At 70.4% G+C, this 26,192-nt stretch carries 23 protein-coding genes; 6 read left to right on the top strand and 17 right to left on the bottom strand.

The window, feature by feature from the left end:
• Positions 1-8: 8 nt before the first annotated feature.
• Together NR792_RS03215 and NR792_RS03210 are read right to left on the bottom strand one after the other, a co-directional pair.
• Complete coding sequence (locus NR792_RS03215; protein ID WP_375758587.1) at positions 9-1,154, bottom strand: hypothetical protein; 1,146 nt, start codon at positions 1,152-1,154, stop codon at positions 9-11.
• 63 nt (positions 1,155-1,217) lie between these two features.
• Positions 1,218-2,000, bottom strand: coding sequence for an SDR family NAD(P)-dependent oxidoreductase (locus tag NR792_RS03210; protein WP_375758586.1), 783 nt, complete (start codon positions 1,998-2,000; stop codon positions 1,218-1,220).
• 149 nt (positions 2,001-2,149) lie between these two features.
• Between NR792_RS03210 and NR792_RS03205 the strand changes: the two genes are divergently transcribed.
• Together NR792_RS03205 and NR792_RS03200 are read left to right on the top strand one after the other, a co-directional pair.
• The gene (locus NR792_RS03205) at positions 2,150-3,679 is read left to right on the top strand and encodes an acyl--CoA ligase (RefSeq protein ID WP_375758585.1); all 1,530 of its coding nucleotides are present in this window, start codon (positions 2,150-2,152) and stop codon (positions 3,677-3,679) included.
• Complete coding sequence (locus NR792_RS03200; RefSeq protein WP_375758584.1) at positions 3,676-4,677, top strand: 2-dehydropantoate 2-reductase; 1,002 nt, start codon at positions 3,676-3,678, stop codon at positions 4,675-4,677. The genes NR792_RS03205 and NR792_RS03200 overlap by 4 nt, the downstream gene beginning before the upstream one ends.
• A 109-nt stretch (positions 4,678-4,786) precedes the next feature.
• Here the strand turns inward: NR792_RS03200 and NR792_RS03195 are convergent, their stop codons facing one another.
• From NR792_RS03195 to eno, 3 genes are read right to left on the bottom strand one after another with little or no spacing between them, the layout of a single operon-like run.
• The gene (locus NR792_RS03195; protein ID WP_375758583.1) at positions 4,787-5,671 is read right to left on the bottom strand and encodes a peptidoglycan DD-metalloendopeptidase family protein; all 885 of its coding nucleotides are present in this window, start codon (positions 5,669-5,671) and stop codon (positions 4,787-4,789) included.
• Positions 5,672-5,715: 44 nt separating this feature from the next.
• Positions 5,716-6,507 carry a 5'/3'-nucleotidase SurE gene (surE, locus tag NR792_RS03190; protein ID WP_375758582.1) on the bottom strand — a complete coding sequence of 264 codons (792 nt, stop codon included), beginning with the start codon at positions 6,505-6,507 and terminating at the stop codon, positions 5,716-5,718.
• Positions 6,508-6,509: 2 nt separating this feature from the next.
• Entirely contained in the window at positions 6,510-7,808 is a 1,299-nt protein-coding gene (eno, locus tag NR792_RS03185; RefSeq protein WP_375758581.1) for a phosphopyruvate hydratase, read from the bottom strand.
• A gap of 80 nt (positions 7,809-7,888) precedes the next feature.
• Between eno and NR792_RS03180 the strand changes: the two genes are divergently transcribed.
• Positions 7,889-8,977: an ADP-ribosylglycohydrolase family protein gene (locus NR792_RS03180; RefSeq protein WP_375758580.1), complete on the top strand. Its 1,089-nt coding sequence runs from the start codon at positions 7,889-7,891 to the stop codon at positions 8,975-8,977.
• 112 nt (positions 8,978-9,089) lie between these two features.
• Here the strand turns inward: NR792_RS03180 and NR792_RS03175 are convergent, their stop codons facing one another.
• The 4 genes from NR792_RS03175 to NR792_RS03160 all read right to left on the bottom strand — a co-directional run bounded on the left by NR792_RS03175 (position 9,090) and on the right by NR792_RS03160 (position 11,567).
• On the bottom strand, positions 9,090-9,269 hold the full coding sequence (locus NR792_RS03175; protein WP_120556713.1) for a hypothetical protein: 180 nt from the start codon (positions 9,267-9,269) through the stop codon (positions 9,090-9,092).
• Between the two features lie 407 nt (positions 9,270-9,676).
• Positions 9,677-10,102, bottom strand: a complete 426-nt coding sequence (locus NR792_RS03170; protein WP_014396139.1) for a type II toxin-antitoxin system RatA family toxin — start codon at positions 10,100-10,102, stop codon at positions 9,677-9,679.
• Positions 10,103-10,147: 45 nt separating this feature from the next.
• A complete protein-coding gene (gene glpX / locus NR792_RS03165; RefSeq protein WP_014396138.1) occupies positions 10,148-11,113 on the bottom strand; it encodes a class II fructose-bisphosphatase in 966 nt (321 codons plus the stop codon).
• 43 nt (positions 11,114-11,156) lie between these two features.
• Positions 11,157-11,567, bottom strand: a complete 411-nt coding sequence (locus NR792_RS03160) for an acyl-CoA thioesterase (protein ID WP_375758579.1) — start codon at positions 11,565-11,567, stop codon at positions 11,157-11,159.
• 93 nt (positions 11,568-11,660) lie between these two features.
• Here NR792_RS03160 and NR792_RS03155 point away from each other — a divergent pair, with 93 nt between their 5' ends.
• The gene (locus tag NR792_RS03155; RefSeq protein WP_375758578.1) at positions 11,661-13,274 is read left to right on the top strand and encodes an alkaline phosphatase family protein; all 1,614 of its coding nucleotides are present in this window, start codon (positions 11,661-11,663) and stop codon (positions 13,272-13,274) included.
• A 21-nt stretch (positions 13,275-13,295) separates the two neighbouring features.
• Here NR792_RS03155 and NR792_RS03150 read toward each other — a convergent pair whose 3' ends face one another.
• The 5 genes from NR792_RS03150 to NR792_RS03130 form a co-directional block, all read right to left on the bottom strand.
• A complete protein-coding gene (locus NR792_RS03150; protein WP_375758577.1) occupies positions 13,296-13,553 on the bottom strand; it encodes a hypothetical protein in 258 nt (85 codons plus the stop codon).
• 130 nt (positions 13,554-13,683) lie between these two features.
• Positions 13,684-14,562: a carboxylating nicotinate-nucleotide diphosphorylase gene (nadC, locus tag NR792_RS03145; RefSeq protein WP_375758576.1), complete on the bottom strand. Its 879-nt coding sequence runs from the start codon at positions 14,560-14,562 to the stop codon at positions 13,684-13,686.
• 9 nt (positions 14,563-14,571) lie between these two features.
• The gene (locus NR792_RS03140; RefSeq protein ID WP_375758575.1) at positions 14,572-18,051 is read right to left on the bottom strand and encodes a valine--tRNA ligase; all 3,480 of its coding nucleotides are present in this window, start codon (positions 18,049-18,051) and stop codon (positions 14,572-14,574) included.
• 53 nt (positions 18,052-18,104) lie between these two features.
• A complete protein-coding gene (locus NR792_RS03135; protein ID WP_375758574.1) occupies positions 18,105-19,367 on the bottom strand; it encodes a PleD family two-component system response regulator in 1,263 nt (420 codons plus the stop codon).
• A 117-nt stretch (positions 19,368-19,484) separates the two neighbouring features.
• Positions 19,485-20,300 (bottom strand): chemotaxis protein CheW, encoded by an 816-nt coding sequence (locus NR792_RS03130; RefSeq protein ID WP_375758573.1) that lies wholly within the window; start codon positions 20,298-20,300, stop codon positions 19,485-19,487.
• Between the two features lie 52 nt (positions 20,301-20,352).
• Between NR792_RS03130 and NR792_RS03125 the strand changes: the two genes are divergently transcribed.
• Positions 20,353-21,738, top strand: coding sequence for a diguanylate cyclase (locus NR792_RS03125; protein ID WP_375758572.1), 1,386 nt, complete (start codon positions 20,353-20,355; stop codon positions 21,736-21,738).
• Positions 21,739-21,756: 18 nt separating this feature from the next.
• Here NR792_RS03125 and NR792_RS03120 read toward each other — a convergent pair whose 3' ends face one another.
• A complete protein-coding gene (locus NR792_RS03120; protein ID WP_375758571.1) occupies positions 21,757-22,143 on the bottom strand; it encodes a demethoxyubiquinone hydroxylase family protein in 387 nt (128 codons plus the stop codon).
• A 169-nt stretch (positions 22,144-22,312) separates the two neighbouring features.
• Between NR792_RS03120 and sinK the strand changes: the two genes are divergently transcribed.
• Positions 22,313-23,830, top strand: a complete 1,518-nt coding sequence (sinK, locus tag NR792_RS03115) for a hybrid histidine protein kinase/response regulator SinK (protein WP_375758570.1) — start codon at positions 22,313-22,315, stop codon at positions 23,828-23,830.
• 94 nt (positions 23,831-23,924) lie between these two features.
• On the opposite strand, the gene groL is transcribed toward sinK, so the two are convergent.
• Positions 23,925-25,568, bottom strand: coding sequence for a chaperonin GroEL (groL, locus tag NR792_RS03110; protein ID WP_375758569.1), 1,644 nt, complete (start codon positions 25,566-25,568; stop codon positions 23,925-23,927).
• Positions 25,569-25,749: 181 nt separating this feature from the next.
• Positions 25,750-26,106: a response regulator gene (locus tag NR792_RS03105; protein WP_120546639.1), complete on the bottom strand. Its 357-nt coding sequence runs from the start codon at positions 26,104-26,106 to the stop codon at positions 25,750-25,752.
• Between the last annotated feature and the right edge of the window lie 86 nt (positions 26,107-26,192).

The following is a 26,192-nucleotide window of genomic DNA, read 5'->3' as shown; positions in this document are numbered from 1 at the left end:
CGGAAGACTCAGAAGTGGTACGCGATGCCAGCGTTGACATCCAGGTTGAGGCCGTCGCCCGCGCCGTCGTCGGCGAGCCCCAGCACCGCCTGCGCGATGTTCGTCCCCAGCTCCAGCTGGAAGCCCACGTGGCCCACCAGCAGGTATTCCAATCCCACGAAGCCCACCACGGAAGGCAGCGGGCCCGTGTTCTGGAAGATGCCGTAGTCGCCGAACGCCAGCTGCACGCCCAGGCCGAAGCCCCAGTAGGGCCGCAGGGACTTGTCCAGGCGGTGGTAGTGCCTCGCGCCCAGGATGCTGGGCAGCACGTTGAGCTTGCCCTCGCCTTCGTCGCCGTTGGAGCGCACCAGCGTGAAGCCCACCTGGAGGAAGCCCTGCCATTCCGGGTGGAACCAGTAGCCCAGCTCCAGGTCCAGACCGGGGTTCAGCGACGACAGCTTGTCGATGAAGCTGTTGTTGAAGCGCAGCCCCAGCGTCAGCCCGCCCCCTGGCGACGACGCGACCGCGCCGCCCAGCAGCGGCCGGGCCGTGATGGTTTCACCGGGCGACGCCAGCGCCGCGCTCAGCTCGTCGGACACGGCGACGGCCGTGCGCAGCAGCTCGCCGTCGTCGGAGGCCTCCGCGCGCGGCCGGGCGAGGCTGCGGCCCTCGTGGGTGTCCACCAGGCTCGCGGTGAGGAGGTACTGCCCCCCGAACCGGTCCAGGCGGCCCGTGAGGATGTAGCGGGCGCCCGTCAGCGAGGACAGCTCCTGGAGGCAGTTCCCCTTCTCACAGGTGGTGTCGCCCAGGAGCTGCCGCTGGCGCTCGGCGTCGAGCATCGTCTGGATGTCGCGCTGGGACAGCACGCGCAGCCGGGGCGACTCCGCGAGCCGGCTCGCGATGAGCGAGGTGATGCCCGGCGCGGCCTCCTTCCCCGCCGCATTCGCCTCCAGGGGCAGCACGGCCACCGTGAACGGCGTCGTCACCCCATCGGCGACCGGCGGCTTCGAGGACGCAGGCGGCGCGTCCGGTACCGTCGAGGGAGTGGCCTGCGCCGGGCTCACGGGAGACGCCGGAGCGGGGAGCCCGGGGGGAACGGCCGTCCCGTCCTGCGCGAGGACAGGTGACGACAGCGACACGAGGCACGAGAAGAGGAGCCAGGGGGTGCGAAACACGCCTGACACTCTACCCTCCTCCCGGCCCGCGCCCAGGGGCTCCGTGCCCGCTTCCCTGCCCGCTCAGGCCTGCTGGTTGAGCTTCGCCGTGACGAAACGCACCGCGGCACGGGGGCTGAACCGCAGCGAGAAGGCCGCCAGCCGGTTGAGGACGCCGTGCACGGCGAGGACCCGCCCCTTCATCATCGCCGCATAGGCATGCCCCGCGACCTCGGGGGCTTCCGCCACGCCGGACCGCTTGAACAGGCGCGACTCCGCGTTGCCCGCGCGCGCGGTGAACTCCGTCTTCGTGGCGCCCGGGCAGTGGCAGGTCACCGTCACGCCGGTGCCCTCCAGCTCGAACGCGAGCGCCTCCGTGAACGACAGCACGAACGCCTTCGTCGCGTAGTACGTGGCCATGTACGGCCCCGGCTGGAAGCCCGCGGTGGACGCGATGTTGAGGATGCGCCCCTGCTTGCGCTCGCGCATGGGCCGCGCGAACAGGTGCGTGAGCTTCAGGAGCGCGGTGCAGTTGACCTCCACCATCTCCGCCTCGCGTCCCAGGTCCTGATCCAGGAACGGCCCGGAGGAGCCGAACCCCGCGTTGTTGACGAGGAAGTCCACCGCGAGCCCCAGCTCCTGCACGCGCGCGAAGAGCTGGTCGGGTGCGGAGGGCTGCCCCAGGTCCGTCGCCAGCACGTGCGCCTTCACGCCGTGCGCCTGCTCCAGCTTCCGGGCCAGGGCCTCCAGCTTCCCCGCGCCGCGCGCCACGAGGATGACGTCATGTCCATCCTTCGCGAACTGCTCCGCGAACTGCTCTCCGAGCCCCGCCGACGCGCCGGTGATGAGCGCCACTTTCCGCGACATGGTGAAGCCTCCCGGCGCGCCGATATAGCAGAGCGCCCGGGACCCGCGCTCCGGCGCGCCCCGGAGCAGGACAGCCCGAGCACAAAGCGGTTGCCCACGAGGATCCACGGCCATATTCGGAAGGGAACCCCGAGGACGTGGAGCCCGGCATGGAGCGGATGGACACCCTCGAAGCACTGCTCGCACGCGGACGGGCGGAGGACGTAGCGCTCGGTGCACCCGGCAGGCAGGGCCTGACGTACGGCGCACTGCGGGAGCTCACCGGGAGCATCCGCGAGCAGTTGAACGCGTGGGGCCTGGGCCAGGGTGACCGCATCGCGCTGGTGCTGCCCAACGGGCCGGAGATGGCGGCGGCCTTCCTCGCCGTGGCCGGCGCCGCGACGACCGCGCCGCTCAACCCCGCCTACCGCGCGGACGAGCTCACGTTCTACCTGGAGGACCTCCAGGCCCGGGCCCTCGTCGTGCTCGAAGGCATGGAGGGGCCGGCCCGCGAGGTCGCGCGCTCACGGAGCCTCCCGCTCATCGAACTGAGTCCGACACCGGAGGGACCCGCGGGGCACTTCACGCTCAAGGCCGCGCCGCCGCTGTCGGGCATGGCGCAACGTCCCGGGCCCGCGGCTGCTGACGATGTCGCGCTGGTGCTGCACACGTCGGGTACGACAGCACGCCCCAAGCTGGTCCCGCTGACGCAGGCGAACCTCAGCGCCTCCGCGCGGCACATCGGCGCGCGGCTGGGCCTGGGGCCCACGGATGCGTGCCTCAACATCATGCCGCTGTTCCACATCCACGGGCTGGTGGCGGCGGTGCTGTCCAGCCTGGGTGCCGGAGGCCGCGTGGTGTGCTCGCCGGGCTTCAACGCCCTGCGCTTCTTCTCCTGGTTCGAGGAGGTCCGCCCCACCTGGTACACGGCCGTCCCCACCATGCATCAGGCCCTGGTGGAGCGAGCCCGCCGCAACACGGACAACCTGAAGGACCATCGGCTGCGCTTCATCCGGTCCTCCTCCGCGTCGCTGCCGCCGCAGGTGATGGAGGAGCTGGAGCGCGTCTTCGGCGTGCCCGTCATCGAGAGCTACGGCATGACGGAGGCCGCGCACCAGATGGCCTCCAACCCGCTGCCACCGCGTCCCCGGTACGCGGGCTCGGTGGGGCTCGCCGCGGGCCCCGAGGTCGCCATCATGGACGATGCGGGCACGCTGCTGCCTCCAGGTGCGCTCGGCGAGGTGGTCATCCGGGGTCCCAACGTCATGTCCGGCTACGTGAACAACCCCGAGGCCAACGCACGCGCCTTCACCCACGGGTGGTTCCGCACGGGCGACCAGGGCACGCTCGATGCGCAGGGCTACCTGCGGCTCACGGGCCGGCTGAAGGAGTTGATCAATCGCGGTGGGGAGAAGGTCAGCCCACTGGAGGTGGACACCGTGTTGCTGGATCATCCCGCCGTGCAGCAGGCCGTGACGTTCGCCCTGCCCCACCCGAAGCTCGGCGAGGACGTGGCCGCCGCCGTCGTCCCGCGCGAGGGCCACCACCCCACCGAGCGCGAGCTGCGTGACTTCGTCGCGTCGCGCGTCGCGGACTTCAAGGTGCCCCGCCGCATCGTCCTCCTCACGGAGCTGCCCAAGGGGCCCACCGGCAAGGTGCAGCGCATCGGGCTCGCGGAGCGGCTGGGGCTCACGTCATGAGGATCGCCATCTTCGGCGCGGGCGCCATCGGCGGGTTCCTCGGCGTCAAGCTGCTCCAGGCCGGCGCGGACGTCACCTTCATCGCGCGAGGCGCCCACCTGGACGCGATGCGCGCGAATGGCATCACGCTCACCAGCGGCGGCGAGACGGTCACCGTACGTCCGCATTGCACGGACTCTCCCGACGACGCGGGCCCGCAGGACTACGTGTTCCTCACGCTCAAGGCCCACGCCCTGCCCGCCGCCGCGCCGCAGATTGCCCGGCTGCTGGGCCCGGAGACGGCGCTCGTCACCGGCATCAACGGCGTGCCCTACTGGTACTTCCACGGACTCGAGGGTCCGTACGCGGGCCGCCACATCGAGAGCGTGGATCCAGGCGGCGTGCTCCTGCGCACGCTGCCTCCGGAGCGCGTCATCGCCACGGTGGTGTATCCGGCCGCGGAGGTCGTCTCCCCCGGCGTCATCGTCCACACGTACAACGACCGCGTGACGCTGGGCGAACCGGACGGCAGCAAGAGCCCGCGCGTGCAGGCCCTGTCACAGCTCATGATGAAGGCCGGGCTCAAGTCCCCCGTGCGCCCCCGCATCCGCGATGAAATCTGGGTGAAGCTCTGGGGCAACCTCGCCTTCAATCCCCTGTCGGCGCTCACAGGCGCGACGCTCGACGTCCTCTCCCGCCAGCCGGACCTGCGTGCCGTGGCTCGCGCGATGATGGTGGAGGCGCAGGCGATGGCGGAGACGCTGGGCACGCGCTTCCTCATCGACGTGGATCAGCGCATCCAGGGCGCGGGCCAGGTCGGCGCGCACAAGACGTCCATGCTCCAGGACCTGGAGCGCGGGCGCCCCATGGAGATCGACGCGCTGCTGGGCGCCGTCGTGGAGCTGGGCCAGCTCGTGGGCCGCCCCATGCCCACCTGCGAGAACATCCTCGCCCTGGTGCGCGAGCGCGCCCGCCATGCCGGAGGCTACCCGCCCCGCGCGACGCCCGAAGCCACCTGAGCCTTCGGCTGGGGACCGCCCGTCAACGGCGCACCACGCGAACCTGTCCGACAGTCGGACAGGTTGGGACGCTCCGGGCGGGAGGGGGCCGCCCTTCCCATCCAGGGGCTCAGTCGGACGCGGACGGCATCACGCCCAGGTACTCCAGCGGATCCGCCGGCTTGCCATCCACGCGCACCTCGAAGTGCACGTGCGGCCCGGACGTACGGCCGGACTCGCCCACCGTGGCGATGACCTGCCCGCGCCGCACCTTCTGCCCCGTCTTCACGCGCAGGTCGCGGTTGTGCGCGTACAGGGTGATCAGCGGCGGCGCGTGCTCCACGATGACGATGAGGCCGTAGCCCTTCTGCTCGCCCGCGTAGAGGACCGTGCCCTCCTGCGCCGTCTTGATGGGCGTGCCCGCGGGCGCCGCCAGGTCGATGCCGTCGTGCGGCTCCTTGCCCTTCTTGCCGAAGCGGCCATACAGCACCCCGCGCAGCGGCCAGTCGAGCATCCCCTGCGTCGCGAGCCTCGGACGCGACGGCGCGCCCGGCCGCCCCGACACCACGCGCGCACGCGGCCGCTCCTCACGGCGCGAGACCGCCGGCACCGGACGGCGCGGCGTGGACACCGGCGCCTGCCCGGGCTTCGAGAGCACCAGCTCCGGCTCCTCGTCGGACAGCGGTCCCGGGTCGCCGTACTTCGGGGGCTCGTCGCCCGGAATCATCAGCTCCTGGCCCACGGACAGCTCGCGCGGATCCTTGATGCCGTTGGCCCGCGCCAGCTCCTCCACCGTGATGCCGTACGTCTTGGCGATGCGGTACATCGTCTCGCCCGGGGCCACGCGGTGGCGCACCGCCACCAGCTCCGGCTCCTCGTGCGTGGGCCTCAGCGCGAAGGACAGCGGCTTGCCATCACTCGTGGACGCGGGCAGCGCGCCCGCCGTGTCCAGCTGAGAGGAGGAAGCGGCCTGGGTGCCCACGCAGCCGCCCGACAGCGCGGCCGCGAGCAACACCCAGAGCGCCCTGCCCGCTCGGCTGGAGCCGCCCGGCCCCAACCTCAGGCACCGCCGTCCGAACCGTGCCGCTTGAAGCCCTGCAGGTTCCACCCCGTCAACTCGGGGATGCGACCGTGGTCGGTCATCTCGAAGTGCAGCGGCGTCACCGACACGCGCTTCTCGTCGATGACGATGTTGCAGTCGCTGCCCGGGATGTCGTCGTGCGCGTACTCCGTGCCGCCAATCCAGTAGTACTTGCGGCCGCGCGGGTCCTCCTTCTCCACGACGTTGTTGCCGTAGGAGTGCCGCCCCTGCCGGGTGATGACGTAGCCGTCCGGCTCCACGCCCCCGGGGATGTTCACGTTGAGGAGCATCCGGGGCGGCAGGGGCCGCGACAGCGCCTCCGTCACCAGCGCCCGCGCGAAGCGGCCCGCCGGCCCGAAGTCGAACGGCCCCCGCGTCACCAGGCTGAACGCGATGGCCGGAATGCCCAGGAACGCGGCCTCCATGGCCGCCGCCACCGTCCCGGAGTACATGATGTCGTCCGCGAGGTTCGCGCCGTGATTGATGCCGGAGACCATGAGCTGGGGACGATTGTCCTTCAGCAGGTGGTTCACCGCCAGATACGAGCAATCCGTGGGGGTGCCGTCCACGGCGAACCACCGCTCGCGCACCTCCTTGATGCGCAGCGGCCGGTGCAGGCTGATGGCATGGGAGGCGGCGCTCTGCTCGCGGTCAGGCGCCACCACCCACACCTCGCCCAGGGGGCTCACCGCCTCCACGAGCGTCTGCAGCCCTTCGGAGAAGTAGCCGTCGTCGTTGGAGACGAGGATGCGGGGGCGCGGAGTGCTCACGGTCACTGCTTCTTCGCGAGCGAGCGGAAGGCGGTGCGGCCCGCGTACCGCGCCCCGGCGCCCAGCTCCTCTTCAATGCGCAGGAGCTGGTTGTACTTGGCCACGCGGTCGGAGCGCGACGCCGAGCCCGTCTTGATCTGCCCGCAGTCCAGCGCCACCGCGAGGTCCGCGATGGTGGTGTCCTCGGACTCGCCGGAGCGGTGGCTCATGATGGACGTCATGCCCGCCTTGTGCGCCATGCGCACCGCGTCGAACGTCTCCGTCAGGGAGCCAATCTGGTTCACCTTCACCAGGATGGAGTTCGCCGTGCCCGTCTGGATGCCCTTGGACAGGCGCTCCACGTTGGTGACGAAGAGGTCGTCGCCCACGAGCTGCACCGTGTCACCCAGCGCGTCGGTGAGCTTCTTCCAACCCTCCCAGTCATCCTCCGCCATGCCGTCTTCAATGGAGATGATGGGGTACTTCTGCGTCAGGCCCCGGTAGTACTCCAGCAGGCCCTGCGAGTCGTACTCCTTGCCCTCGCCCTTGAGCTTGTACTTCTTGGAGCCCTTGTCGAAGAACTCGCTCGCGGCCACGTCCAGCGCCAGGAACAGCTGCTCGCCCGCCTTGAAGCCCGCGGCGTCGATGGCCTCCATGATGAGCTTGAGCGCCTCTTCGTTGGCCGGCAGGTCCGGGGCATAGCCGCCCTCGTCGCCCACGCCCGTGGCCAGCTTGCGGCCCTTGAGGATCTTCTTGAGCGCGTGGAACACCTCCGCGCCCCAGCGCAGGCCCTCCGCGAAGGTCTTGGCGCCGGCGGGCACCACCATGAACTCCTGCACGTCCACGCGGGTGTCCGCGTGCGCGCCGCCGTTGAGGATGTTCATCAGCGGCACGGGCAGCGTGCGCGCCTGCAGGCCGCCCACGTAGCGGTACAGCGGCAGGCCGTGCGCGTCCGCCGCGGCGCGCGCGGCGGCCATGGAGACGGCGAGGATGGAATTGGCGCCCAGCTTGGACTTGGTGGACGTGCCGTCCAGCTCAATCATCCGCCGGTCCACGGCGACCTGGTCCACGGCGTCCATGCCGATGAGCGCGGGCCCGATGGTGTCGCGCACGTGGTCCACGGCCTTCTGCACGCCCTTGCCCAGGTAGCGGCCCTTGTCGCCGTCGCGCAGCTCGTGCGCCTCGTGCTCGCCGGTGGAGGCGCCGGAGGGCACCGTCGCGCGGCCACGCGAGCCGCCCACGAGCAGCACTTCGGCCTCCACGGTCGGGTTGCCACGGGAATCGAGCACTTCACGCGCCAGGATTTGAGCGATCTCGGTCATAGGCGGCCGTTTCTACGAGGCACGGCCGGAACGGGCAAGCACGCTCGCACGGGCCGCCTGCTACAGTGTCCAGCCGCCGAATGCCTCCTCCTCCCAAGCGCCGCGCCACGGGCCCCGATCCGCTTCCTGGTCAACGCGCCCGGGGGGCCCTGCTGGGCCTCGCCATCGGCAACGCCCTGGCCGTCCCCACCGCGGGGAGGCCCTTCTACGCTCCGTCCTTCCCCCAGCTCGCCGAGGGGCCGTACCAGGGCATGCACGGCGGCGGACCACACGACCTGCGCAAGGGGCAGGTGACGGAGCCCACCCAGCTCGCGGTGGCGCTGGCCCTGAGCCTGCGCGACCTGAAGCGCTATGACGCGGGAGACGCGCTCAAGCGCTACCGGGCCTGGCAGCCGCACGCCATCTCCGTCAGCGAGCCCATGAGGGAGCTGTTCCAGGAGTGTGACGCGAGCCTCCCGCCCCAGATGAAGGACGCCGGCAAGCGCGTCTGGCAGAAGAACTTCCGCCGCCTGGCCCCCGCTGGCGCCCTGCCGCGCGTGGTGCCCCTGGGCGTGCACCTGGCGAAGGACTCCTTCGCCCTGGCGAAGGCCGCGCTGGAGGACACCGCCCTCACCCACTTCGACCCACGCAGCCAGCTGGCCAGCGCGGGGCTGTGCGCCGCCATCGCCAAGGCGGTGACGGGGGGACCGAACCTGAAGGCCGCGGACCTGCTGCCGGCCGCGGAGGTGGGCATCTCCCTGGCGGCCGCCGCCCTGGGAAAGCAGGAGAAGGACTACGTCCAGGAGGTGTCCCAGGCCGCGGGCCTCCTGCGCGAGGACCTGGCCCTGGCGGCCAGGGACGACCCGCAGCTCTATGGCCCGGAGCTGCACATGCACCGGCCCGGCAATAACGCGGTGCGTGCAGCGTTCCGGCTGGCCTTCTGGGAGCTGCTCCACGTGCCCACCGCGGAAGCCGCGCTCCTGGACGTCATCCACCGGGGCGGCGACACGGAGGTCCACGCCTCCGTCACCGGGGCGCTGGTGGGCGCCTTCCACGGGGAAGGTGCGCTGCCGGAGGAGTGGCGCCAGAAGGTCCTCCTGGCCCTCCAGCCCTACAATCCCCTCCAGAAGGGGACGGTGCTGTGGGAGGTGTACCACCCCCGGCACCTGCTGCTGCTGGCCCCGGCCTAGCGCCCCTCATGCCCCGCAAGTGCGAAGCCCGCGGGGGCCGTCCGGTGAGGGGCGGCCCGTCCGCGGGCTCCGGGACACGCCGTGGCTCCAGGGCCACGGGTGGGATGGGTCATCAGCCGAGGAGGTCGATGACGACGACGCCTCGCGACGGCTTCTCTTCCTCGGTGTCCGTCCTCCGCTGGGGACGGTCATCGGGTGCAGGCAGTGGGAGCTCCACCACCGGCCGCTCGTAATCCTCGCGGCGGAGCCGCTCGCGGCGCTTGATTTCTTCAATGATGAACGCGTCGAGCATGGGTTCGGTCTCTCCCTCAGCCTACGTACCCCGATGTACGCCCGCCGTCCCGCCCCCTTACCACTTCCACATCTCTTTGATGCAAATTAAGAACCCCGGTTTCTTTCTGGTGACGCCGGCCTGATTCCGCATGGCTGCTCGTCCAGCTCCCGACATCCGGGACAGGGCAACCGTGCCACGGATGTCAGGCAGACGTGCGTGGACGTTCAAAATTCGCCTGATCCTAATGCGCCCACCGCGCGCCGCAACACGACTCATTTCAGGTGGCCCCCCTGCCCTTGAGCGGCACGGTTCCAGCCGAAAAGGGCCCGCCCGCCCTCCTGCCCCCTTGCACGGCACGGGCCGTACGGGATGACAGGCAGGCGGGCGGAAACCTGACGCGGAATGTCAGCGGGTGACGAAAGCCGTCAGGGCGCTTCCGCGCGGCGCTTGAAGGCCTCCAGCATCTTGGGGAGCTGGGTCTCCGTGAGGGTGTTGATGATGGCCTTGGGGATGAGGGCGCCCAGGGCCATCTCCACGTTGTAGGTCGCGCGGGTCTTGCCCTCGCCCTCGGGCTCCAGCGTCCAGCTGCCCTTGTTGTCCTTCATCACCTCGCCCTCGACGAAGGTCCAGGACATGCGCTTGGGGCGCTCCTCGGTGACGCGGATGGTGTAGCGGATGCGCTTCACCACATCGACCTCGTAGTGCACCTGGACGGTGTTCCCCTGGCGCTGCGAGGTGGAGACCTTCTTCACCTCCGGGAGGAACTCCGCGTAGCGGTCGTAGTTGGTGATGATGTCGAAGACCTTCTCGACGGGGGCATTGATGGTGATGGTGCGCGTGGCGCCGGCCATGACGGTGTCTCCGGGAGGCGTGAAGGACTCAGGCTGACGGACAGCTTACGGCGCGTAGCCCGGCTTCTTGTCGAACTTGTGGATGGACTGGATGAAGCGCACGGTGCCCGTCTTGCTGCGCATGACGACGGAGTGCGTCTCACAGCCGCCGCCGAAGAAGCGCACGCCCTTGAGGAAGTCGCCGCTCGTCACGCCGGTGGCCGCGAACATCACCTCGCCCCGGGCCAGCTCCTCGGCGGTGTAGATCTTGTGGATGTCGGAGATGCCCATCTTCTTGGCGCGCTCGATTTCGCCCTGGTTGCGCGGCACGAGCCGGCCCTGCATGTCCCCGCCGGTGGCGCGGATGGCGGCCGCGGCGATGACGCCTTCGGGCGCGCCGCCGATGCCCATGAGCACGTCCACGCCGGAGCCCTCGAAGCAGGTGGCGATGGCGCCCGCCACGTCACCGTCCTCGATGAGGCGCACGCGCGCGCCCGCGGCGCGGACCTCCTTGATGAGGTCGGCGTGGCGCTCGCGGTCCAGAATCATGACCGTGAGGTCCTCCACGTAGAGCTTCATGCGCTCCGCGATGGAGCGCAGGTTCTCCGTGGGGGACTTGGTCAGGTCGATGGCGCCCTTGGCGCGCGGACCCACGGCCAGCTTCTCCATGTACGTGTCGGGCGCGTTGAGCAGGCCGCCGTGGCTGGACATGGCCACGACGGAGATGGAGCCCGGGCGGCCGTAGGCGCACAGGTTGGTGCCCTCCAGCGGGTCCAGGGCGATGTCCACCTCGGGGGCGCCGGCGTTGCGGGCGCCTACGCGCTCACCGATGTAGAGCATGGGCGCCTCGTCGCGCTCGCCCTCGCCGATGACGACCGTGCCGTCGATGTTCAGCGCGTCGAAGGCGCGGCGCATCGCGTCCACGGCGGCCTGGTCGGACTCGTCCTTGTTGCCGCGGCCCATGAGCCGGGCGGAGGCGATGGCCGCCATCTCGGTGACGCGCACGACCTCCATTGCCAGGTTGCGATCCATTGTCGGGTGCTCCTCGTTCGGGATTTCGGGAAGGGGAAAAGGTTCAGGTGTCGGTGTCGTCCGCGGCCTTCAGGCGGGCGATGGCTTCGGGCAGCCGCTGGGGTTTTCCGTCGCGCCCCACGCAGGCGTGCATCGTGCGGCCGGTGCACAGGAGCGTGGGGGAATCACCGTCGCGCAGCAGCTCGTAGGTGAACACGAGTGACGCACGGCGCAACTCGCCCAGGGTGGTGCGGATGAGGAGCAGGTCGTCGTAGCGCGCGGACGCCTTGTAGTGGGCGCTGGCCTCCACCACGGGCAGCAGCAGCCCGGTGCTCTCCAGCTCGCGGTAGCTGCCTCCGTGGGCACGGAAGAACTCGCTGCGGGCGAACTCGAAGTAGCGGAAGTAGTTCGCGTAGTAGACGACCCCCATCTGATCCGTGTCGCCGTAGATGACGCGCAGCCGTGCCTCGACCATTGGGCCGCCCATATCAGGGCGGGGTGACGTGTCCAAGCGGTGGGCGCGCATGTTGGTTGCTTCTGTTCATCCGGCAGAAGAGGCTGCCGCACCATGTCGCGCTTTCTCGCCGCCCTCCTCGTCCTGTTCGCCCTGCCGGCCGCCGCCAGGGCCCCCAAGCTCACGCTGTTCATCAGCGTGGACGCGATGGGCAGCGACCTCCTGCTCCGGAGCCGTCCGCGCCTCACCAGCGGCCTGGGCCGGCTGCTCTCCACGGGCGCGTACTACCCCTACGCCCGGTACGCCTACGCGGAGGCGCGCACCGCCCCGGGCCACGCCACGCTGGCCACGGGCGCGAACCCCTGGCGCCACGGCATCGTGGACAACGACGTCTACGACCGGGCAATGGGACAGGCGGTGCAGGTCTACACGGACCCGACGCATCCGGTGCTGAACGGGAACACGGCCGCGGGGTCGGACACGAGCCCGGCGAACCTGATGGCGGAGACGCTGTCGGACCGGCTGCGCGTGTCCACGCAAGGCCGGGGCAAGGTGGTGGCGCTGTCGTTCAAGTCGCGCGCGGCGATTCCGCTGGCCGGGCGCCAGGGCCAGGCGTGGTGGTTCGACGAGGCCACGGGGCGGATGGTGACGAGCACCTGGTACGCGAAGGCGGAGCCCGCGTGGATGCAGGCGTTCAACGCGCGCAAGCTGGCGGACGCGGGGTTCGGCAAGACGTGGGAGCTGCTGCGCCCTCGCGCCGAGTACGTAGGCGACGACGACCGCGCCATGGAGCCGGAGGCCTACGGCATGGGGCGCGTGTTCCCCCACGCGCTGAAGGGCGGGCTCCAGGCGCCCGGGCCCGCGTCGTACCGGGCGTTCGCGGTGTCCCCGCTGTCGCATGACCTGCTGGTGCAGGCGGCGAAGGCGGCGCTGGAGGGCGAGGGCCTGGGCAAGGACGACGTGCCGGACATCCTCGCGGTGAGCTTCAGCGGCACGGACGCGGTGTTCCACGCGTTCGGGCCGTACTCGTGGGAGATGCAGGACACGATGCTGCGGTTGGACCAGGCGATGGGCGAGCTCATCGCCGCCGCCGAGCGCGCGGCCGGAGGCAAGGCGAACCTGGTCATCGCGCTGTCGGCGGACCACGGCGGCGCGGAGATTCCGGAGGCGTGGGTGCAGGCGGGCGTGCCGGCGGCGCGGCTGAATCCGGTGGAGGCGGCGAAGGGGCTGGCGCAGGAACTGAAGGCGAAGTTCGGCGTGGACGTGACGGTGAAGCTGCTGGAGCTGGACGTGTACCTGGGCGGCAAGGCGCTGGAGGATGGCAAGGTGGACGCGGCGGCGGTGCGGCGCGCGGCGGCGGCATGGCTGGCGAAGCAGCCCTACACCGTGTGGGCGGTGGCGAAGGACGACCTGGCCACGGCACCGGACCCGGATGGGCTGGTGGCGGCGATGCGCCGGGGCTACTACCCGATGCGCAGCGGCGACGTGGTCTTCATGGCGAAGCCCTTCCAGGTCATCAGCGACTATCCGCGCGGCACGAACCACGGCACGCCGTACTCGTACGACACGCAGGTGCCCGTGGTGTTCGCGGGCAAGGGCGTGAAGCCGGGCCTGTACCTGGAGGAGATCAACCCCGTGGACGTGGCCCCGACCCTGTCCGCGCTGCTGGAGATGGGCATGCCCGCGTCAGCGGAGGGCAAGCCGCGCGCGGAGGCGCTGGTGAAATGAAGGCGCTCCGGAAGAGCACCGTCATGTCCATCGCTCTGGAAACACTTCGACCTGCTTGAGGTCTCCAGTCGAAGCATTCAAGACGGCTCTCGCAATAACGAGCGCATCTTCAGGCCTCTCTCCAGCCTTGTAGAGTTCGAAGACACGTTCATTGCCATCAATTCTCACGCCGATCACCAGCTCCTGCCGGAAGGCTGCTGGGATCGGCGGGCAGCGGGCCAAAGCCTCGCGGACTGCGACGCGCGCTCTCTCCTGCAGTTCATCCAAGCGAATCGGCATGGCAGTCATCCCCCAAGACCATCGCCCGCGCGGGACTCATTCCCTGCGTCACTCCGATGACAATGGGCAGGCTGGGTCAGCCTTCACTGACCCGCCTGCCCATGTCCTCAGCCTGAAATAAAGTACCGCCTCAGCCCTGCGTGGAGCGGGACTTGCGCGTGGACTTCTTCGTCGTCGCGATCTCCAGCGACAGGTCCATGGCCCGCGCCGAGTGCGTCAGCGCGCCCATCGACACGAAGTCCACGCCCAGCTTCGCCAGCCGGGGCAGCCGGTCCAGCGTGACGCCGCCCGAGACTTCAATGGGCACGCGGCTCGCCGTCAGCTTCACCGCTTCGCGGATCTGCGCGTCGTCCATGTTGTCCAACATGATGACGTCCGCGCCCGCCGCGATGGCCTCCTCCAGCTGCTTGAAGTTGGTGACCTCCACTTCAATCTTCACCAGCCGGGGGCCATTCAGCTTCGCGCGGCGGACCGCTTCGGTGATGTCTCCGCCCACCGCCGCGATGTGGTTGTCCTTGATGAGGATGCCGTCGAAGAGGCCGAAGCGGTGGTTGGACGCGCCGCCCATGCGCACCGCGTGCTTGGCCAGCCCGCGCATGCCCGGCGGCGTCTTGCGCGTGTCCAGCACCCGCAGCTTCGACCCCCGCACGGAGGTCATCGCCTGCTGGGCCAGCGTCGCGATGCCGGCGGCGCGCTGCACCAGGTTGAGCGCGGTGCGCTCGGCGGCCAGCAGCGAGCGCAGCTTGCCGTGGACGCGCGCGGCGACCACCTTCGGTTTGATCTCCTCGCCGTCGCGCTTGAGGACCTCCACCTCCACCTCCGCGTCCACCATGTGGAAGACGCGGACGAAGGCATCGAGGCCGGCGACGATCATCTGCTCCTTCGCGACCAGCTCACCACTGCCCTCCGCGTCGGCGGGAACCACCGCGAGCGAGGTGACGTCCCCCGCCGCGCCCAGGTCCTCGTCGAGGGACAGCGCGATGAGCCGATCGAGATAATCCTGCTGCACTTCCGCCTCCTACCGGCGTGTCTTGCGCGCCGGCTTGCCCCGAGTGGTCTTCTTCGCCGCGGACTTCTTCGCGGCGGCCTTCTTCCCCGCCGCCTTCTTCGCGGAAGCCTTCTTCGCAGGGGCCTTCTTCGCCGCCGCCTTCTTGCCCGCGGTCTTCTTCCCGGCGGCCTTCTTCGCCGCCGGCTTCTTGCCCGCGGCCTTCTTCGCGGCGGTCTTCTTCCCCGCCGCCTTCTTCGCGGGGGCCTTCTTCGCCGGAGCCTTCTTCGCGGCCGTCTTCTTGCCCGTGGCCTTCTTCGCCGGAGCCTTCTTCGCGGCCGTCTTCTTCCCAGCGGCCTTCTTCACCGGCTCCGCCGAGCCCTCCGGCGCCTCGCGGGTGTCGCCACCCTCCTTGGCCCGGTCGAACTCGCGCATCGCGTCGTCCACGAGGCCCATGCTCATGTACGCGACGCCCAGGTCGTGGTGGTCCGCCGCGGACAGGCCTTCCTTGGTGCCCTCGCGCAGCTTGTTGAGCGCCTCCTCCACCACCGGATCCGCGGCCTGGGGCGCCTGCGAAGCCTCCTCGGCCTCAATCTCGCCCTTCAGCTCCTGCCCCAGGTTCACCCCTTCGTCCTTCGGTGCCTGCGGCTCGGCGGCCACCTTCACCTGCGCGCTCTCGGGCGCGATGTTCTCGGACGCTTCAGGGGCTTCGGACTCGGTGCTGCCCGGTAACGGTGACGGCGTCTCGGACATGGGGGGCTCCGGGGCGATGCGCTGGAGGTGATCCTGCAGCTTGACCGTGCGCTCCTGGAGCTCCGCCACCCGGGCCTTGTCCTTCTCCACCACGTCCGGCGGAGCACGGGCCACGAAGTTCGGGTTGTCCAGCTTGCGCTGCAAAGCGGCGAGCTCCTGCTCGGCGCGGGCGATCTCCTTCTTCAGGCGGTCGCGCTCCGCGTCCAGATCCACCAGGCCCGCCAGGGGCACGTAGATCTCCAGGTTGCCGCTGACGAACGCCGCCGCCTGCGGAGGCTTGGCGCCCGGCGGGCCCACCACCACCTCGGACAGGCCCGCGAGCGGCATCAGGTACGCGCGCCACCGCTCCAAGAGCTCGCGCGTCGTCGCGTCCGGGCTCTGCACCACCGCCTTCACCTTGGCGGACGGCGGCAGGTTGCTCTCGCCGCGCAGCGTGCGCAGCCCCTCGATGGCCGCGATGACCGGCGCCATCTCGCCTTCCGCGGCCGCGTCCACCCACGCCGCCTCCGGCTCCGGGTACGCCGCGATGCAGATGCTCTCCGTGGGCCGGGACATCGGCAGCTTCTGCCAGATCTCCTCGGTGATGAACGGCATGAACGGGTGCATCAGCCGCAGGATGCGGTCCAGGCACGTCACCAGCACCGCGCGCGTGGTGTCCTTGGCCTCCGCGTCCTCGCCGTACAGCGAGCCCTTCGCCAGCTCGATGTACCAGTCGCAGAACTCCGCCCACAGGAACTGGTACAGCGTGGACGCGGCCTCCGCGAAGCCAAACGCCTCCAGCGACGCGCGCGTCTCCCCGGTGGCCTTCTGCAGCCGGGAGAGGATCCACCGGTCCGCCAGCGTCAGCTTGCGGCCCTCCAGCGGCGTCTTGTCCAGGCGGAAGTCGCCCATGTTCATCAGGGCGAAGCGGCTGGCGTTCCACAGCTTGTTGCAGAACGCCTTGTAGCCACCCAGGCGGTCCATCGACAGCTTGATGTCACGGCCCTGCTGCGTGAGCGACGCGAGCGTGAAGCGCAGCGCGTCCGCGCCGTGCGCGGGCATGCCCTGCGGGAAGCGGTTGCGCAAGGACGGCTGCAGCGCGTCCGCCTTCGCGCCCAAGATGACGTCCAGGGGATCGATGACGTTCCCCTTCGTCTTGGACATCTTCTCGCCCTTCTCGTCGCGCACCATCGCGTGCAGGTACACGGTGCGGAAGGGCACTTCGCCCATGAAGTGCAGGCCCATCATCATCATCCGGGCGACCCAGAAGAAGATGATGTCGTGGCCCGTCTCCATCACGGACGTCGGGTAGAAGGTCTGGAGGTCCGCCGTCTGGCGCGGCCAGCCCAGCGTGGAGAACGGCCACAGCGCGGACGAGAACCAGGTGTCCAGCACGTCCGGGTCCTGCGTCAGCTCCGTGCCGCCGCACTTCGGGCAGGACTCCGGCGTCGTGCGCGACACGATGACGTCCGCCGTGTCCTTGGAGCGCGCCTCCGGGGGCGTGCACGCCGTGCAGTACCACGCCGGAATCTGGTGGCCCCACCACAGCTGGCGGCTCACGCACCAGTCGTGGATGTTGTTCATCCAGTGGAAGTACGTGTTCGTCCAGGACTCGGGGACGAACTTCGTGCGGCCCTGCTCCACCGCCTCGATGGCCGGCTTCGCCAGGGGCTCGATCTTGATGAACCACTGCGGCGACAGGCGCGGCTCCACCACCGTGGCGCAGCGCTGGCAGGTGCCCACGTTCAGCTTGTGCGGCTCCTCCTTCTCCAGCAGGCCCAGCTCCGTCAGGTCCGCCAGCACCTGCTTGCGCGCCTCCGCGCGATCCAGGCCCGCGTACTTGCCGGTGTCCTTCGTCATCCGCGCCGCTTCGTCCAGGATGGACAGCATTGGCAGCTTGTGGCGCAGGCCCGTCTGGTAGTCGTTGAAGTCGTGCGCGGGCGTGACCTTCACCACGCCGGTGCCGAACTCCATGTTGACGAGCTCCGCGTCCGCGATGATGGGGATCTCGCGGTCGGTGAGCGGCAGGGACACGCTGCGGCCCACGAGGCCCAGGTAGCGCGGGTCGTCCGGGTGCACGGCCACCGCCGTGTCGCCTACGAGCGTCTCCGGGCGCGTCGTCGCCACGGTGAGCGAGCGGTCGCTGTCCTTCACCGGGTAGCGGATGTGCCAGAGCGAGCCGTTCTTCTCCTCGTGCTCCACTTCCAGGTCGGAGAGGGCCGTGCGGCAGGACGGGCACCAGTTGATGAGCTTCTGGGCCCGGTACATCAGGCCCTCTTCGTACAGCCGGACGAACACCTCGCGCACCGCGGCCGAGGACTGCTCGTCCATGGTGAAGCGCTCGCGGCTCCAGTCCAGCGACGCGCCCAGGTAGCGGTGCTGCTCGCCGATGCGCGCGCCGAACTTGCCCTTCCACGTCCAGACGCGCTCGAGGAACGCCTCGCGGCCCAGGTCGTGGCGGCTCTTGCCTTCCGTCTTCTTGAGCTCCTTCTCCACCACCATCTGCGTGGCGATGCCCGCGTGGTCCGTGCCCGGCAGCCAGAGCGCGTTGAAGCCGCTCATGCGCTTCCAGCGCGTGAGGATGTCCTGGATGGTGGCGGTGAGCGCGTGGCCGATGTGCAGGCTGCCCGTGACGTTGGGCGGCGGCAGCACGATGCTGAACGGCGGCTTGGCGGAAGGGGCTTCGGCGCGGAAGTAGTCACGCTCCAGCCAGTGGTTGTACCACCGCGCCTCCACCTCGGAGGGCTCGTAGGCCTTGGACAGTTCAGTCGTGTCAGTCATTGCAAGCGGCCGGCCCCCGACGGGGCCGGCGGGGAATCAGGGGGGACTGCGAATCAATGCTGGGTCTCGCGGTCCTTGATGAGCCGCTCCAGCTCTTCCCGGATGATGGTCTCCGCCAGCTGCGGGACGACCTCCCAGGCGATCTTCTCGATGACCTCGCGGGACGCCTTCGACAACGCCTCGCGAAGCTGCGCCTCGCCGCCATCCGCGGCCGGACGGGCGCGCGCGGGCGGAGTGGCCGGCGAGGGTCCGCCGATGTCCAGGGAGATCTCCTCCGCGCCGCTGGGCTCGGGCAGCGAGTCCTCGATGCGGATGCTCTCCGTGCGGGCCTGCGCGGCGGGCGGCGCGGACGGCGCTCCCAGCCCGAACGGGTCCCGGGCCCGGGCGGCCGGAGGCACCGCGGCGGGCGGGGGCGCGGAGGGCAGCGGCGCGGCGCCCGGCGGACGCGGGAAGCCCCCCGGGATGTTCGGAGCGCCAGGACCGGGAGGACGCGCGGCCATGCCCGGAGGCGGCGCCCCAGGAGGACGCGCACCCGGAGGAGGCACGGCGCCCGGCGGAGGACGCGCACCCGGCGGCATGGCGCCCGGAGGCGGCGCACCCGGAGGACGCGCGCCCGGCGGCACGGCGCCCGGTGGCGGACGCGCACCCGGCGGCACGGCGCCCGGAGGCGGCGCACCCGGCGGACGCGCACCCGGAGGCACGGCGCCCGGCAGCGGACGCGCGGCGCCCGGAGGCGGCGGCACACCGGCGCCCGGAGGACGCGCCCCCGGAGGCGGCGGCACGCCCGGCCCCGGAGGACGGGCACCCGGCGGCACGGCGCCCGGAGGCGGCGCACCCGCGGGACGCGCCCCCGGAGGCACGGCGGCGGGCGGCGCACCGGCCGGGGCCACCGGAGCGGCGGTCTGGGGCAGCACGCGCGTCGCGGCGGACGCGGGCATGGTGTTGGACTTCTGGCCCACCAGGGCCTTCACCTTGTCGAGGAGGATCTGGCTCTCGAAGGGCTTGGTGATGTGGTCGTCCGCACGGGCGGCCTTCGCGCGGTTCTCGTCGAACGCCTCGAAGGTGCCGGCCAGCAGCAGCACCGGGATGGCCTGCGTGGCGGGGTCGTTCTTGAGCGCCTCGCAGACCTCGTAGCCGCTCTTGCCCGGCATCATCACGTCGGCGAGCACCACGTCCGGGCGCAGCTCGCGCGTGCGGGAGATGGCGTCCAGCCCGTTGTCCACCGCGGTCACCTGGAAGTCTTCCGTCGCGAAGATCATCCCGATCACCTTGCGGATGGTGAGCGAGTCGTCGGCGATCAGCAGATTCTTGGGCATCGGCTCCGGCCTCGGGGGGCGCATACCCCCCTGAATTCGTTTGAGATTTCGGGCGAGCAAGCCTGCCTGCACGCCCTGTGTCAATCGGAGAAGCTTAGGATTCGCGCTTTGGGCCGATCAAGAAAACATGCGCTGCAGGTCCAGTAACATCACCGGATCCGGCAGCCCCGGCGCCCGGAACGTTCCGGTCAGCTCGGCCGGCTTGAACTTCTGCAGCACGCCGAGCACCCGGGTGGCCGCCAGCCCCACGTTGCGCCCCGCCAGCTCCGTCAGGACGAACAGGTCCTCCACCCGGGCCGGCGCCCCCAGGAGCGCCGGAACCGAACAGATGGGCCACAGCGCCTGCGCGTGCGGGTAGACCCCCGCCACGGGTCCGCTCTGCACCGGGAGCACGCTGAACGCCTCGCCCCGGGGCACCACCTGGGAGACGTTGCCCAGCGGGACGCCGAACAGCACGCCCTGGGACTCCAGCACCAGCGCCCGCTCCGGGGGCACGTCCACCCAGTGCACGGGCCTCAGCTCCGGCGGGGTGGCCCGGGGGCCCGCCCGGTGCGGCAGCGCCTCCACGATGAGCTCCAGGTACAGCCGGTCCTTGTGCAGCACCGCGCCCCGGCTCAGGGGCGCCAGCGAGTCCGCCAGGCCGGGGGGCAAGAGGAAGAACGGATCCCGCGCGACGTCCGCGACCTCCACCACGGAGCGCACCCGCACCGCGAGCGTGGGGCTGACGTCCAGCACCACCACCATGCCCGGCACGTCCTCCGGCGGTCCGCCGAGCAGCGAGGAGAGATCCTTCACCTCCAGCACGCCGCGGAGGCTCGCGCCGCGAGCGCCCGGCATCGCGACCTCGATGACGGACGTGGCCTCCACCGCGTAGCGCGTCTCACCGGCCTCCACCAGCAGGCAGAGCCGCCGTCCGCTTTCAAAGGGCGACACGGAGGGGGACCCTAGCAGCCTTCCAGGGTTGGGTGCTAAGCCCTGAGCAGTCATGGCGCGACTGCTCCTCGTCGACGACGAAAAGATCGCCCGCAACCTCTACGGCGACTACCTCACCGCCGCGGGACACTTCGTCACGGCGGTGCCCACCGTGGCGGATGCGAAGGCCGCCCTCGCCGCGGGGCGGTTCGACGCGGTGGTGACGGACCTCATCCTCCCCGGCGGCGACGGCATGGAAGTGCTGCGCCACGTGCGCGAGCGCTACCCCGGCGTGGAGGTGCTGGTCATCACCGGCCTGGACAAGGTGGCCCCCGCGGTGCGCGCCATCAAGAGCGGCGCGGCGGAGTACCTGGTCAAGCCGGTGGCGCCGGAGGCCCTGGAGCACGCGCTGCGCCGCGCGCTCACCACGCGCGACCTGATGCGCGAGAACGCGTCCCTGCGCCACCACGTCGCGCTCCTGGAGGCGGGCCAGCGCATCGCCACCACGCTCGACCGCGAGCGGCTGGCCGCCGCCACCGCGGACGCGCTGGAGTCCATGGCCAACGCCTCCGCGGTCATGCTCCTGGAGCGCGACCCGGGCGGCACGGGCTTCCGCTCGCACGGCATGCGCGGGCTGCCGGTGGACCTGCACGAGGCGCTGGTCCCGCAGCTCGTCGAGCGGCTCGCGGGAGCGCGCACGCCCCAGTCATTCGACGGCCTGCAGGTGCCCTGGCCGCGCACCCTCACCTTCCCCGCCGTGGACGGCGACCTGGTGCTGGGCCACGCGGTGCTCTTCCACGACAGCGCTCCGGTGGAGCACCACCCGGAGACGGTGAGCTTCCTCGTGCGCAACTGGGCGCTGGCCCTGCGCAACCTGGGCCGCTTCGCCGCCGTGGAGGACCTGGCGTACGTCGACGACCTCACCCGCCTGTTCAACACGCGCTACCTGCACCTGGTGCTGGACCGCGAGGTGAACGAGGCCCTCCAGACGCAGCGGCCCTTCTCCCTGCTGTTCCTGGACCTGGACCGCTTCAAGGCCATCAACGACACGCACGGGCACCTGGTGGGCTCGCGCGTGCTGGTGGAGGCCGCGCGCGTGCTCAAGGGCTGCGTGCGCGACCCGGACGTGGTGGCGCGCTTCGGCGGCGACGAGTACGTGGTGCTCCTGCGCGGCACCGACTCCGGCGGGGCCCTCAAGGTCGCCGAGCGCATCCGCCGCACCATGGAGACCCACCAGTTCCTGGGCCGCGAGGGGCTGGCGCTCAAGCTCACCACCTGCATCGGCGTGGCCAGCTTCCCGGAGCACGCCCAGGACAAGGACCACCTGCTGGACCTGTCCGACCGGGCCATGTACCGGGGCAAGCGCGGCACCCGGAACGTCGTCTACATGGCGGCGCAGGACCTGGAAGCCACCCCGGCCGAGCGCCGTCAGAACCCGCCCCCGCAGGGCCAGGGCTGAAGCAGGCTCAGGCCCGCGCTACTTGCGCAGGCTGCCCACGGTGAGGCGCTTGGGCAGCTCCACCTCGGCGGGCGCGCCGCCGCCCTCGCCCACCGCCTCCACCTCCTCGTGGGACGCGCCGGTGGTGATGAGGTGGTACTTCTGCGACGCCTCGCGGTCGTGCTGGGCCTGCTCCGGGTCCAGCCGCGCGATGAGCTGCCAGAACAGGGCCGCGTGCTCGCGCTCCTCGTCCATGACGTGCCGCAGGATGGCCTTCGCCTCTTCGTTGTCCGTCGCATCCAGGTGCGCGGCGTAGAGGTTGATGGCGTCCAGCTCCGCCTCGATGTTGAGCCGGATGGAGCGGGCCAGTTCGGAGTCCGTCAGCTTCCGGGGCACCAGCGAGTGGAACGGGTTCGTCTGCGGCATGAGGGCCTCTGCGACAGGGAGAGTCCCCAGCAGGCGAGCGGGCATCCTGTGTCCCGTCGGGCCCCGCTGGAGGGCGGTGGCGAGCATCCGTTCGGTCGCGAGCGGGGTCAACCGAATCCCGCTGGGGGTGCGTTGCGCCTGAACACCTGCCTCCGTCATGCTTCCGCGCATGGAGACCCCCTCGCCGCTCGCGCAGCTGCTCCAGGCCCTGGACGCGGGGGACCTGGAGAAGGCACGGCTCGCGGCGGCGGCGCTGCAACGCGCCAACGCCCACACCCACCAGGTCGCCGCGGAGGTGCTCCACGAGCTGCGCCAGCCGCTGCTGGGCGCCAAGGCCTACGCCCAGCTGCTGGCCGAGGAAGGGGGCTCCAGCGGGCCGCTGAAGCTGCTGCTCGCGCAGGTGGAGCGGATGGAGCAGATCGTCTCCGACTTCATCCGCCTGGCCAGCGAGCGGCCGGCCCCGCAGCAGCGGCTGTCCCTGGCGGCGCCCATCTGGGCGGCGGCGAAGGTGTTCAGCGTCAACCCGGACTCGGCGCGCATCTCCCTGGAGGTGGAGGCCCCCGAGGACCTCTCCATCCAGGGCAACGCGCGGCTGATTGAACAGCTCACGCTCAACCTGCTCAACAACGCGCGCGACGCCATGGCCGGCCGGGGCCGCGTGAAGGTGACGCTGGCGCGCGAGGGCGCGTCCGCGGCCCTCTACGTGTCCGACTGGGGCCCGGGCATCCCGGACGAGCTCAAGACGCGCATCTTCGAGCCCTACGTCTCCGCCAGCAAACGCGGCACCGGCCTGGGGCTCGCCGTCTGTCGGCGCATCGCGCAGGAGCACCACGCGCAGATTGCCCTGGTGCCGCCGACGACGCTGCGCGAGGTGCCGCCCCCGGCCACGGTGTTCCGCGTGCTCTTCCCGCCCACGGACGCGCCCCGCCCGCCTCGCAAGCGGCTCTTGGTGGTGGACGACGAGGGCATCATCCGGATGGTCTTCAAGGACCTAATGGAGAAGGAGTGCGAAGTGATTGAAGCGGCCACGGGCGAGGCCGCGCTCGAGCTCCTGCGCTCGTCGCGCGTGGACCTCATCGTCACGGACAAGAACCTGCCCGGGCTGTCCGGCCTGGAGCTGGCCCAGCACGCGCGCAAGCTGGACCCCGCCTCGCGCGTCATCCTGATGACGGGCTACCCCTCATTGGTGACGACGCAGCAGGCGCTGCAGCTGGGCGTGGTGGACTACCTGCTCAAGCCCTTCGACGACATCCGCCAGGTGCGCGCGCTCCTGCGCCAGGCGCTGTACACGCCCGTGGCGCCGCCCGCCCCGGCCCCCAGCGCCACCATGCGCCGCGTGGACGTGCTGGAGGACAACCCGGCCACCGCGCGGCTGATTTCAGAAGCGCTGGGCCTGCTGGGCCTGGAGGCCCGCGTCGTCGCCGGCGCGGAGGTGGCCGCGCTGGAGCCGCCCGTGGGCGTGGTGGTGTCGTGGGACTTCGCGCCGGCCTACGGCAAGAAGGCACTGGAGCTGGCCCGGGGCCTGAGCCAGGGCGCGCCCTTCGTCGTGCTGGCGGAGCACCTCACCATGGAGACGGCGCTGGCGTCGCTGCGCGCCGGGGCCGCCGCGTGCCTGCCCAAGCTGCTCTCCGACACCACGGCGCTCAGCCGGGAGCTGAGCCTGGCCTTCAAGAAGGCCTCGGCCTGAAAAAGACTCCGGCCCCGGGTGCCCCGCTTCGCACGGGAGCCCACCGGGGCCGGAAACCCTACGGAACGACCGAGCTACCGAGCCTCGAAGCGGCTCAGTAGTCCATGTCGTCGCCGCCGTACTCCGGCATGGCGCCGCCACCCGCGCCGCCCTTGGCCTTCTTCTTCGGGCGCTCGGCGATCATCGCCTCGGTGGTGAGCAGCAGGGACGCCACGGAGGCGGCGTTCTGCAGCGCGGTGCGCTCGACCTTCGTCGGGTCGATGACGCCGGCCTTCTCCAGGTCCTCGTAGACCTCCGTGCGGGCGTTGAAGCCGTACGCGCCGGTGCCTTCCTTGACCTTGTTGATGACGACGGCGCCCTCGATGCCGGCGTTGCTGGAGATCTTGCGCAGGGGCTCCTGGAGCGCCTTGCGGATGATCTCCACGCCGAAGTCCTGCTCGCCGCCCAGCTTCAGGCCGTCCAGCGCCTTGAGGCTGCGGATGTAGGCCACGCCGCCGCCAGGGACGATGCCCTCTTCGACGGCCGCGCGGGTCGCGTGCAGCGCGTCCTCCACGCGGGCCTTCTTCTCCTTCATCTCCACTTCGGTCGCCGCGCCGACGTTGATGACCGCCACGCCGCCCACGAGCTTCGCCATGCGCTCCTGGAGCTTCTCGCGGTCGTAGTCGCTGGTGACCGTCTCGATCTGGGTGCGGATGAGCTTGATGCGGCCCTCGATGTCCGCCTTCTGGCCGGCACCGTCCACGATGGTGGTGTTGTCCTTGTCCACCGTGATGCGCTTGGCGCGGCCCAGGTCGTTGAGGGTCAGGTTCTCGTACTTGTGACCCAGCTCCTCGCTCACCACCATGCCGCCCGTCAGCGTGGCGATGTCCTTGAGCATGTCCTTGCGGCGGTCACCGAAGCCCGGCGCCTTCACCGCGGCCACGTTCAGCACGCCGCGGATCTTGTTCACCACCAGCGTCGCCAGGGCCTCGCCCTCGATGTCGTCCGCGATGATGAGCAGCGGCTTGCCCGAGCGCGCCACCTGCTCCAGCACGGGGATCATGTCCTGCATCGACGAGACCTTCTTCTCGCTGATGAGGATGTAGGGGTCGTCCATGACGACCTCCATGCGATCGCGGTTCGTGACGAAGTACGGCGACACGTAGCCACGGTCGAACTGCATGCCCTCCACCACGTCGAGCGTCGTCTCGAGGCCCTTGGCCTCCTCGACGGTGATGACGCCCTCCTTGCCCACCTTCTCCATCGCGTCCGCGATGATGGTGCCGATGGTCTCGTCACCGTTCGCGGAGATGGTGCCCACCTGCGCGATGGCCTGCTTGTCGGACGTGGGCTTGGAGAGCTTCTTCAGCTCCGCCACCACCACCTCCACCGCCTTGTCGATGCCGCGCTTGAGGTCCATGGGGCTGTGGCCGGCGGCCACCAGCTTCAGGCCCTCCTCATAGATGGCGCGCGCCAGCACCGTCGCCGTCGTCGTGCCGTCGCCCGCCTTGTCGGAGGTCTTGGACGCGACCTCCTTCACCATCTGCGCGCCCATGTTCTCGAAGCGGTTCTCGAGATCGATCTCCTTGGCGACGGTGACGCCGTCCTTGGTGATGGTGGGCGAGCCGAAGCTCTTCTCGATGACCACGTTGCGGCCCTTGGGACCGAGCGTCACCGCGACCGCATCCGCGAGGATCCGGACGCCACGCAGGATGGAATCCCGCGCGGACTGATGGAAGAAGATTTCCTTCGCTGCCATCGCAACCTCCGATAATGCTTGGGGAATTTCTACGAATGGGGATGGCCGTTAGCACTCGGCCATGTCGAGCGCCAACATAAGGGCCGCATCGACGATGTCAACGGAAAGGGGCAGGCGTGTGGGCCTGAGGACGCCTTCCAGCCCGCCCGGACGGGGGGTTCAGGCGACCTGCCGGAAGGCCCTACTCCGCGAAGCGCACGAGGTTGAGCAATTGCCCCATGTCCAGGGGCTTCTGCAGGGTGATGGCAACGCCCTTGCGCAGGCCGCGGTCGGAGATGTTGGCGTCCGTGCTGGCGGTCATCATCAGGACGGAGATGTTCTGGAAGCGGGGGTCCGCCTTCAGCATCTCCGTGAAGTGGATGCCGTCCAGGTGGGGCATCAGGTAGTCGGTGATGACCAGCCCCACGGGATGACGCTCCATGATGTCCAGGGCCTGGAGCGCGTCCGACGCCGAGAACACGGTGTAGCCATGCATCTCCAGGTAGCGAGAGAGCATGGTGCACAGCTCGTAATCGTCGTCGACGACCAGGATGTTCACGGGGTTCGGGCCGAAACGGGGCGCTGGAAGGTAACAGCCACGCCGGTCGTTGACAACGCGAAGCACGGCTTCTTAGCTGCCGGCCC

Source organism: Corallococcus exercitus, assembly GCF_042231735.1.
Taxonomy (GTDB): Bacteria; Myxococcota; Myxococcia; order Myxococcales; family Myxococcaceae; genus Corallococcus; species Corallococcus exercitus_B.
The sequence above is the reverse complement of the archived record's forward strand: the minus strand, read 5'-3'. Positions and strand labels throughout refer to the sequence as shown.

Bases quoted from the DNA above. Each gene is read 5' to 3' on its own strand.
- NR792_RS03210 (WP_375758586.1), bottom strand. From the start codon at position 2,000: ATGTCGCGGAAAGTGGCGCTCATCACCGGCGCGTCGGCGGGGCTCGGA.
- NR792_RS03205 (WP_375758585.1), top strand. From the start codon at position 2,150: ATGGAGCGGATGGACACCCTCGAAGCACTGCTCGCACGCGGACGGGCG.
- NR792_RS03200 (WP_375758584.1), top strand. From the start codon at position 3,676: ATGAGGATCGCCATCTTCGGCGCGGGCGCCATCGGCGGGTTCCTCGGC.
- eno (WP_375758581.1), bottom strand. From the start codon at position 7,808: ATGACCGAGATCGCTCAAATCCTGGCGCGTGAAGTGCTCGATTCCCGT.
- NR792_RS03180 (WP_375758580.1), top strand. From the start codon at position 7,889: ATGCCTCCTCCTCCCAAGCGCCGCGCCACGGGCCCCGATCCGCTTCCT.
- NR792_RS03175 (WP_120556713.1), bottom strand. From the start codon at position 9,269: ATGCTCGACGCGTTCATCATTGAAGAAATCAAGCGCCGCGAGCGGCTC.
- NR792_RS03170 (WP_014396139.1), bottom strand. From the start codon at position 10,102: ATGGCCGGCGCCACGCGCACCATCACCATCAATGCCCCCGTCGAGAAG.
- glpX (WP_014396138.1), bottom strand. From the start codon at position 11,113: ATGGATCGCAACCTGGCAATGGAGGTCGTGCGCGTCACCGAGATGGCG.
- NR792_RS03160 (WP_375758579.1), bottom strand. From the start codon at position 11,567: ATGGTCGAGGCACGGCTGCGCGTCATCTACGGCGACACGGATCAGATG.
- NR792_RS03155 (WP_375758578.1), top strand. From the start codon at position 11,661: ATGTCGCGCTTTCTCGCCGCCCTCCTCGTCCTGTTCGCCCTGCCGGCC.
- NR792_RS03150 (WP_375758577.1), bottom strand. From the start codon at position 13,553: ATGCCGATTCGCTTGGATGAACTGCAGGAGAGAGCGCGCGTCGCAGTC.
- NR792_RS03140 (WP_375758575.1), bottom strand. From the start codon at position 18,051: ATGACTGACACGACTGAACTGTCCAAGGCCTACGAGCCCTCCGAGGTG.
- NR792_RS03135 (WP_375758574.1), bottom strand. From the start codon at position 19,367: ATGCCCAAGAATCTGCTGATCGCCGACGACTCGCTCACCATCCGCAAG.
- NR792_RS03125 (WP_375758572.1), top strand. From the start codon at position 20,353: ATGGCGCGACTGCTCCTCGTCGACGACGAAAAGATCGCCCGCAACCTC.
- NR792_RS03120 (WP_375758571.1), bottom strand. From the start codon at position 22,143: ATGCCGCAGACGAACCCGTTCCACTCGCTGGTGCCCCGGAAGCTGACG.
- sinK (WP_375758570.1), top strand. From the start codon at position 22,313: ATGGAGACCCCCTCGCCGCTCGCGCAGCTGCTCCAGGCCCTGGACGCG.
- groL (WP_375758569.1), bottom strand. From the start codon at position 25,568: ATGGCAGCGAAGGAAATCTTCTTCCATCAGTCCGCGCGGGATTCCATC.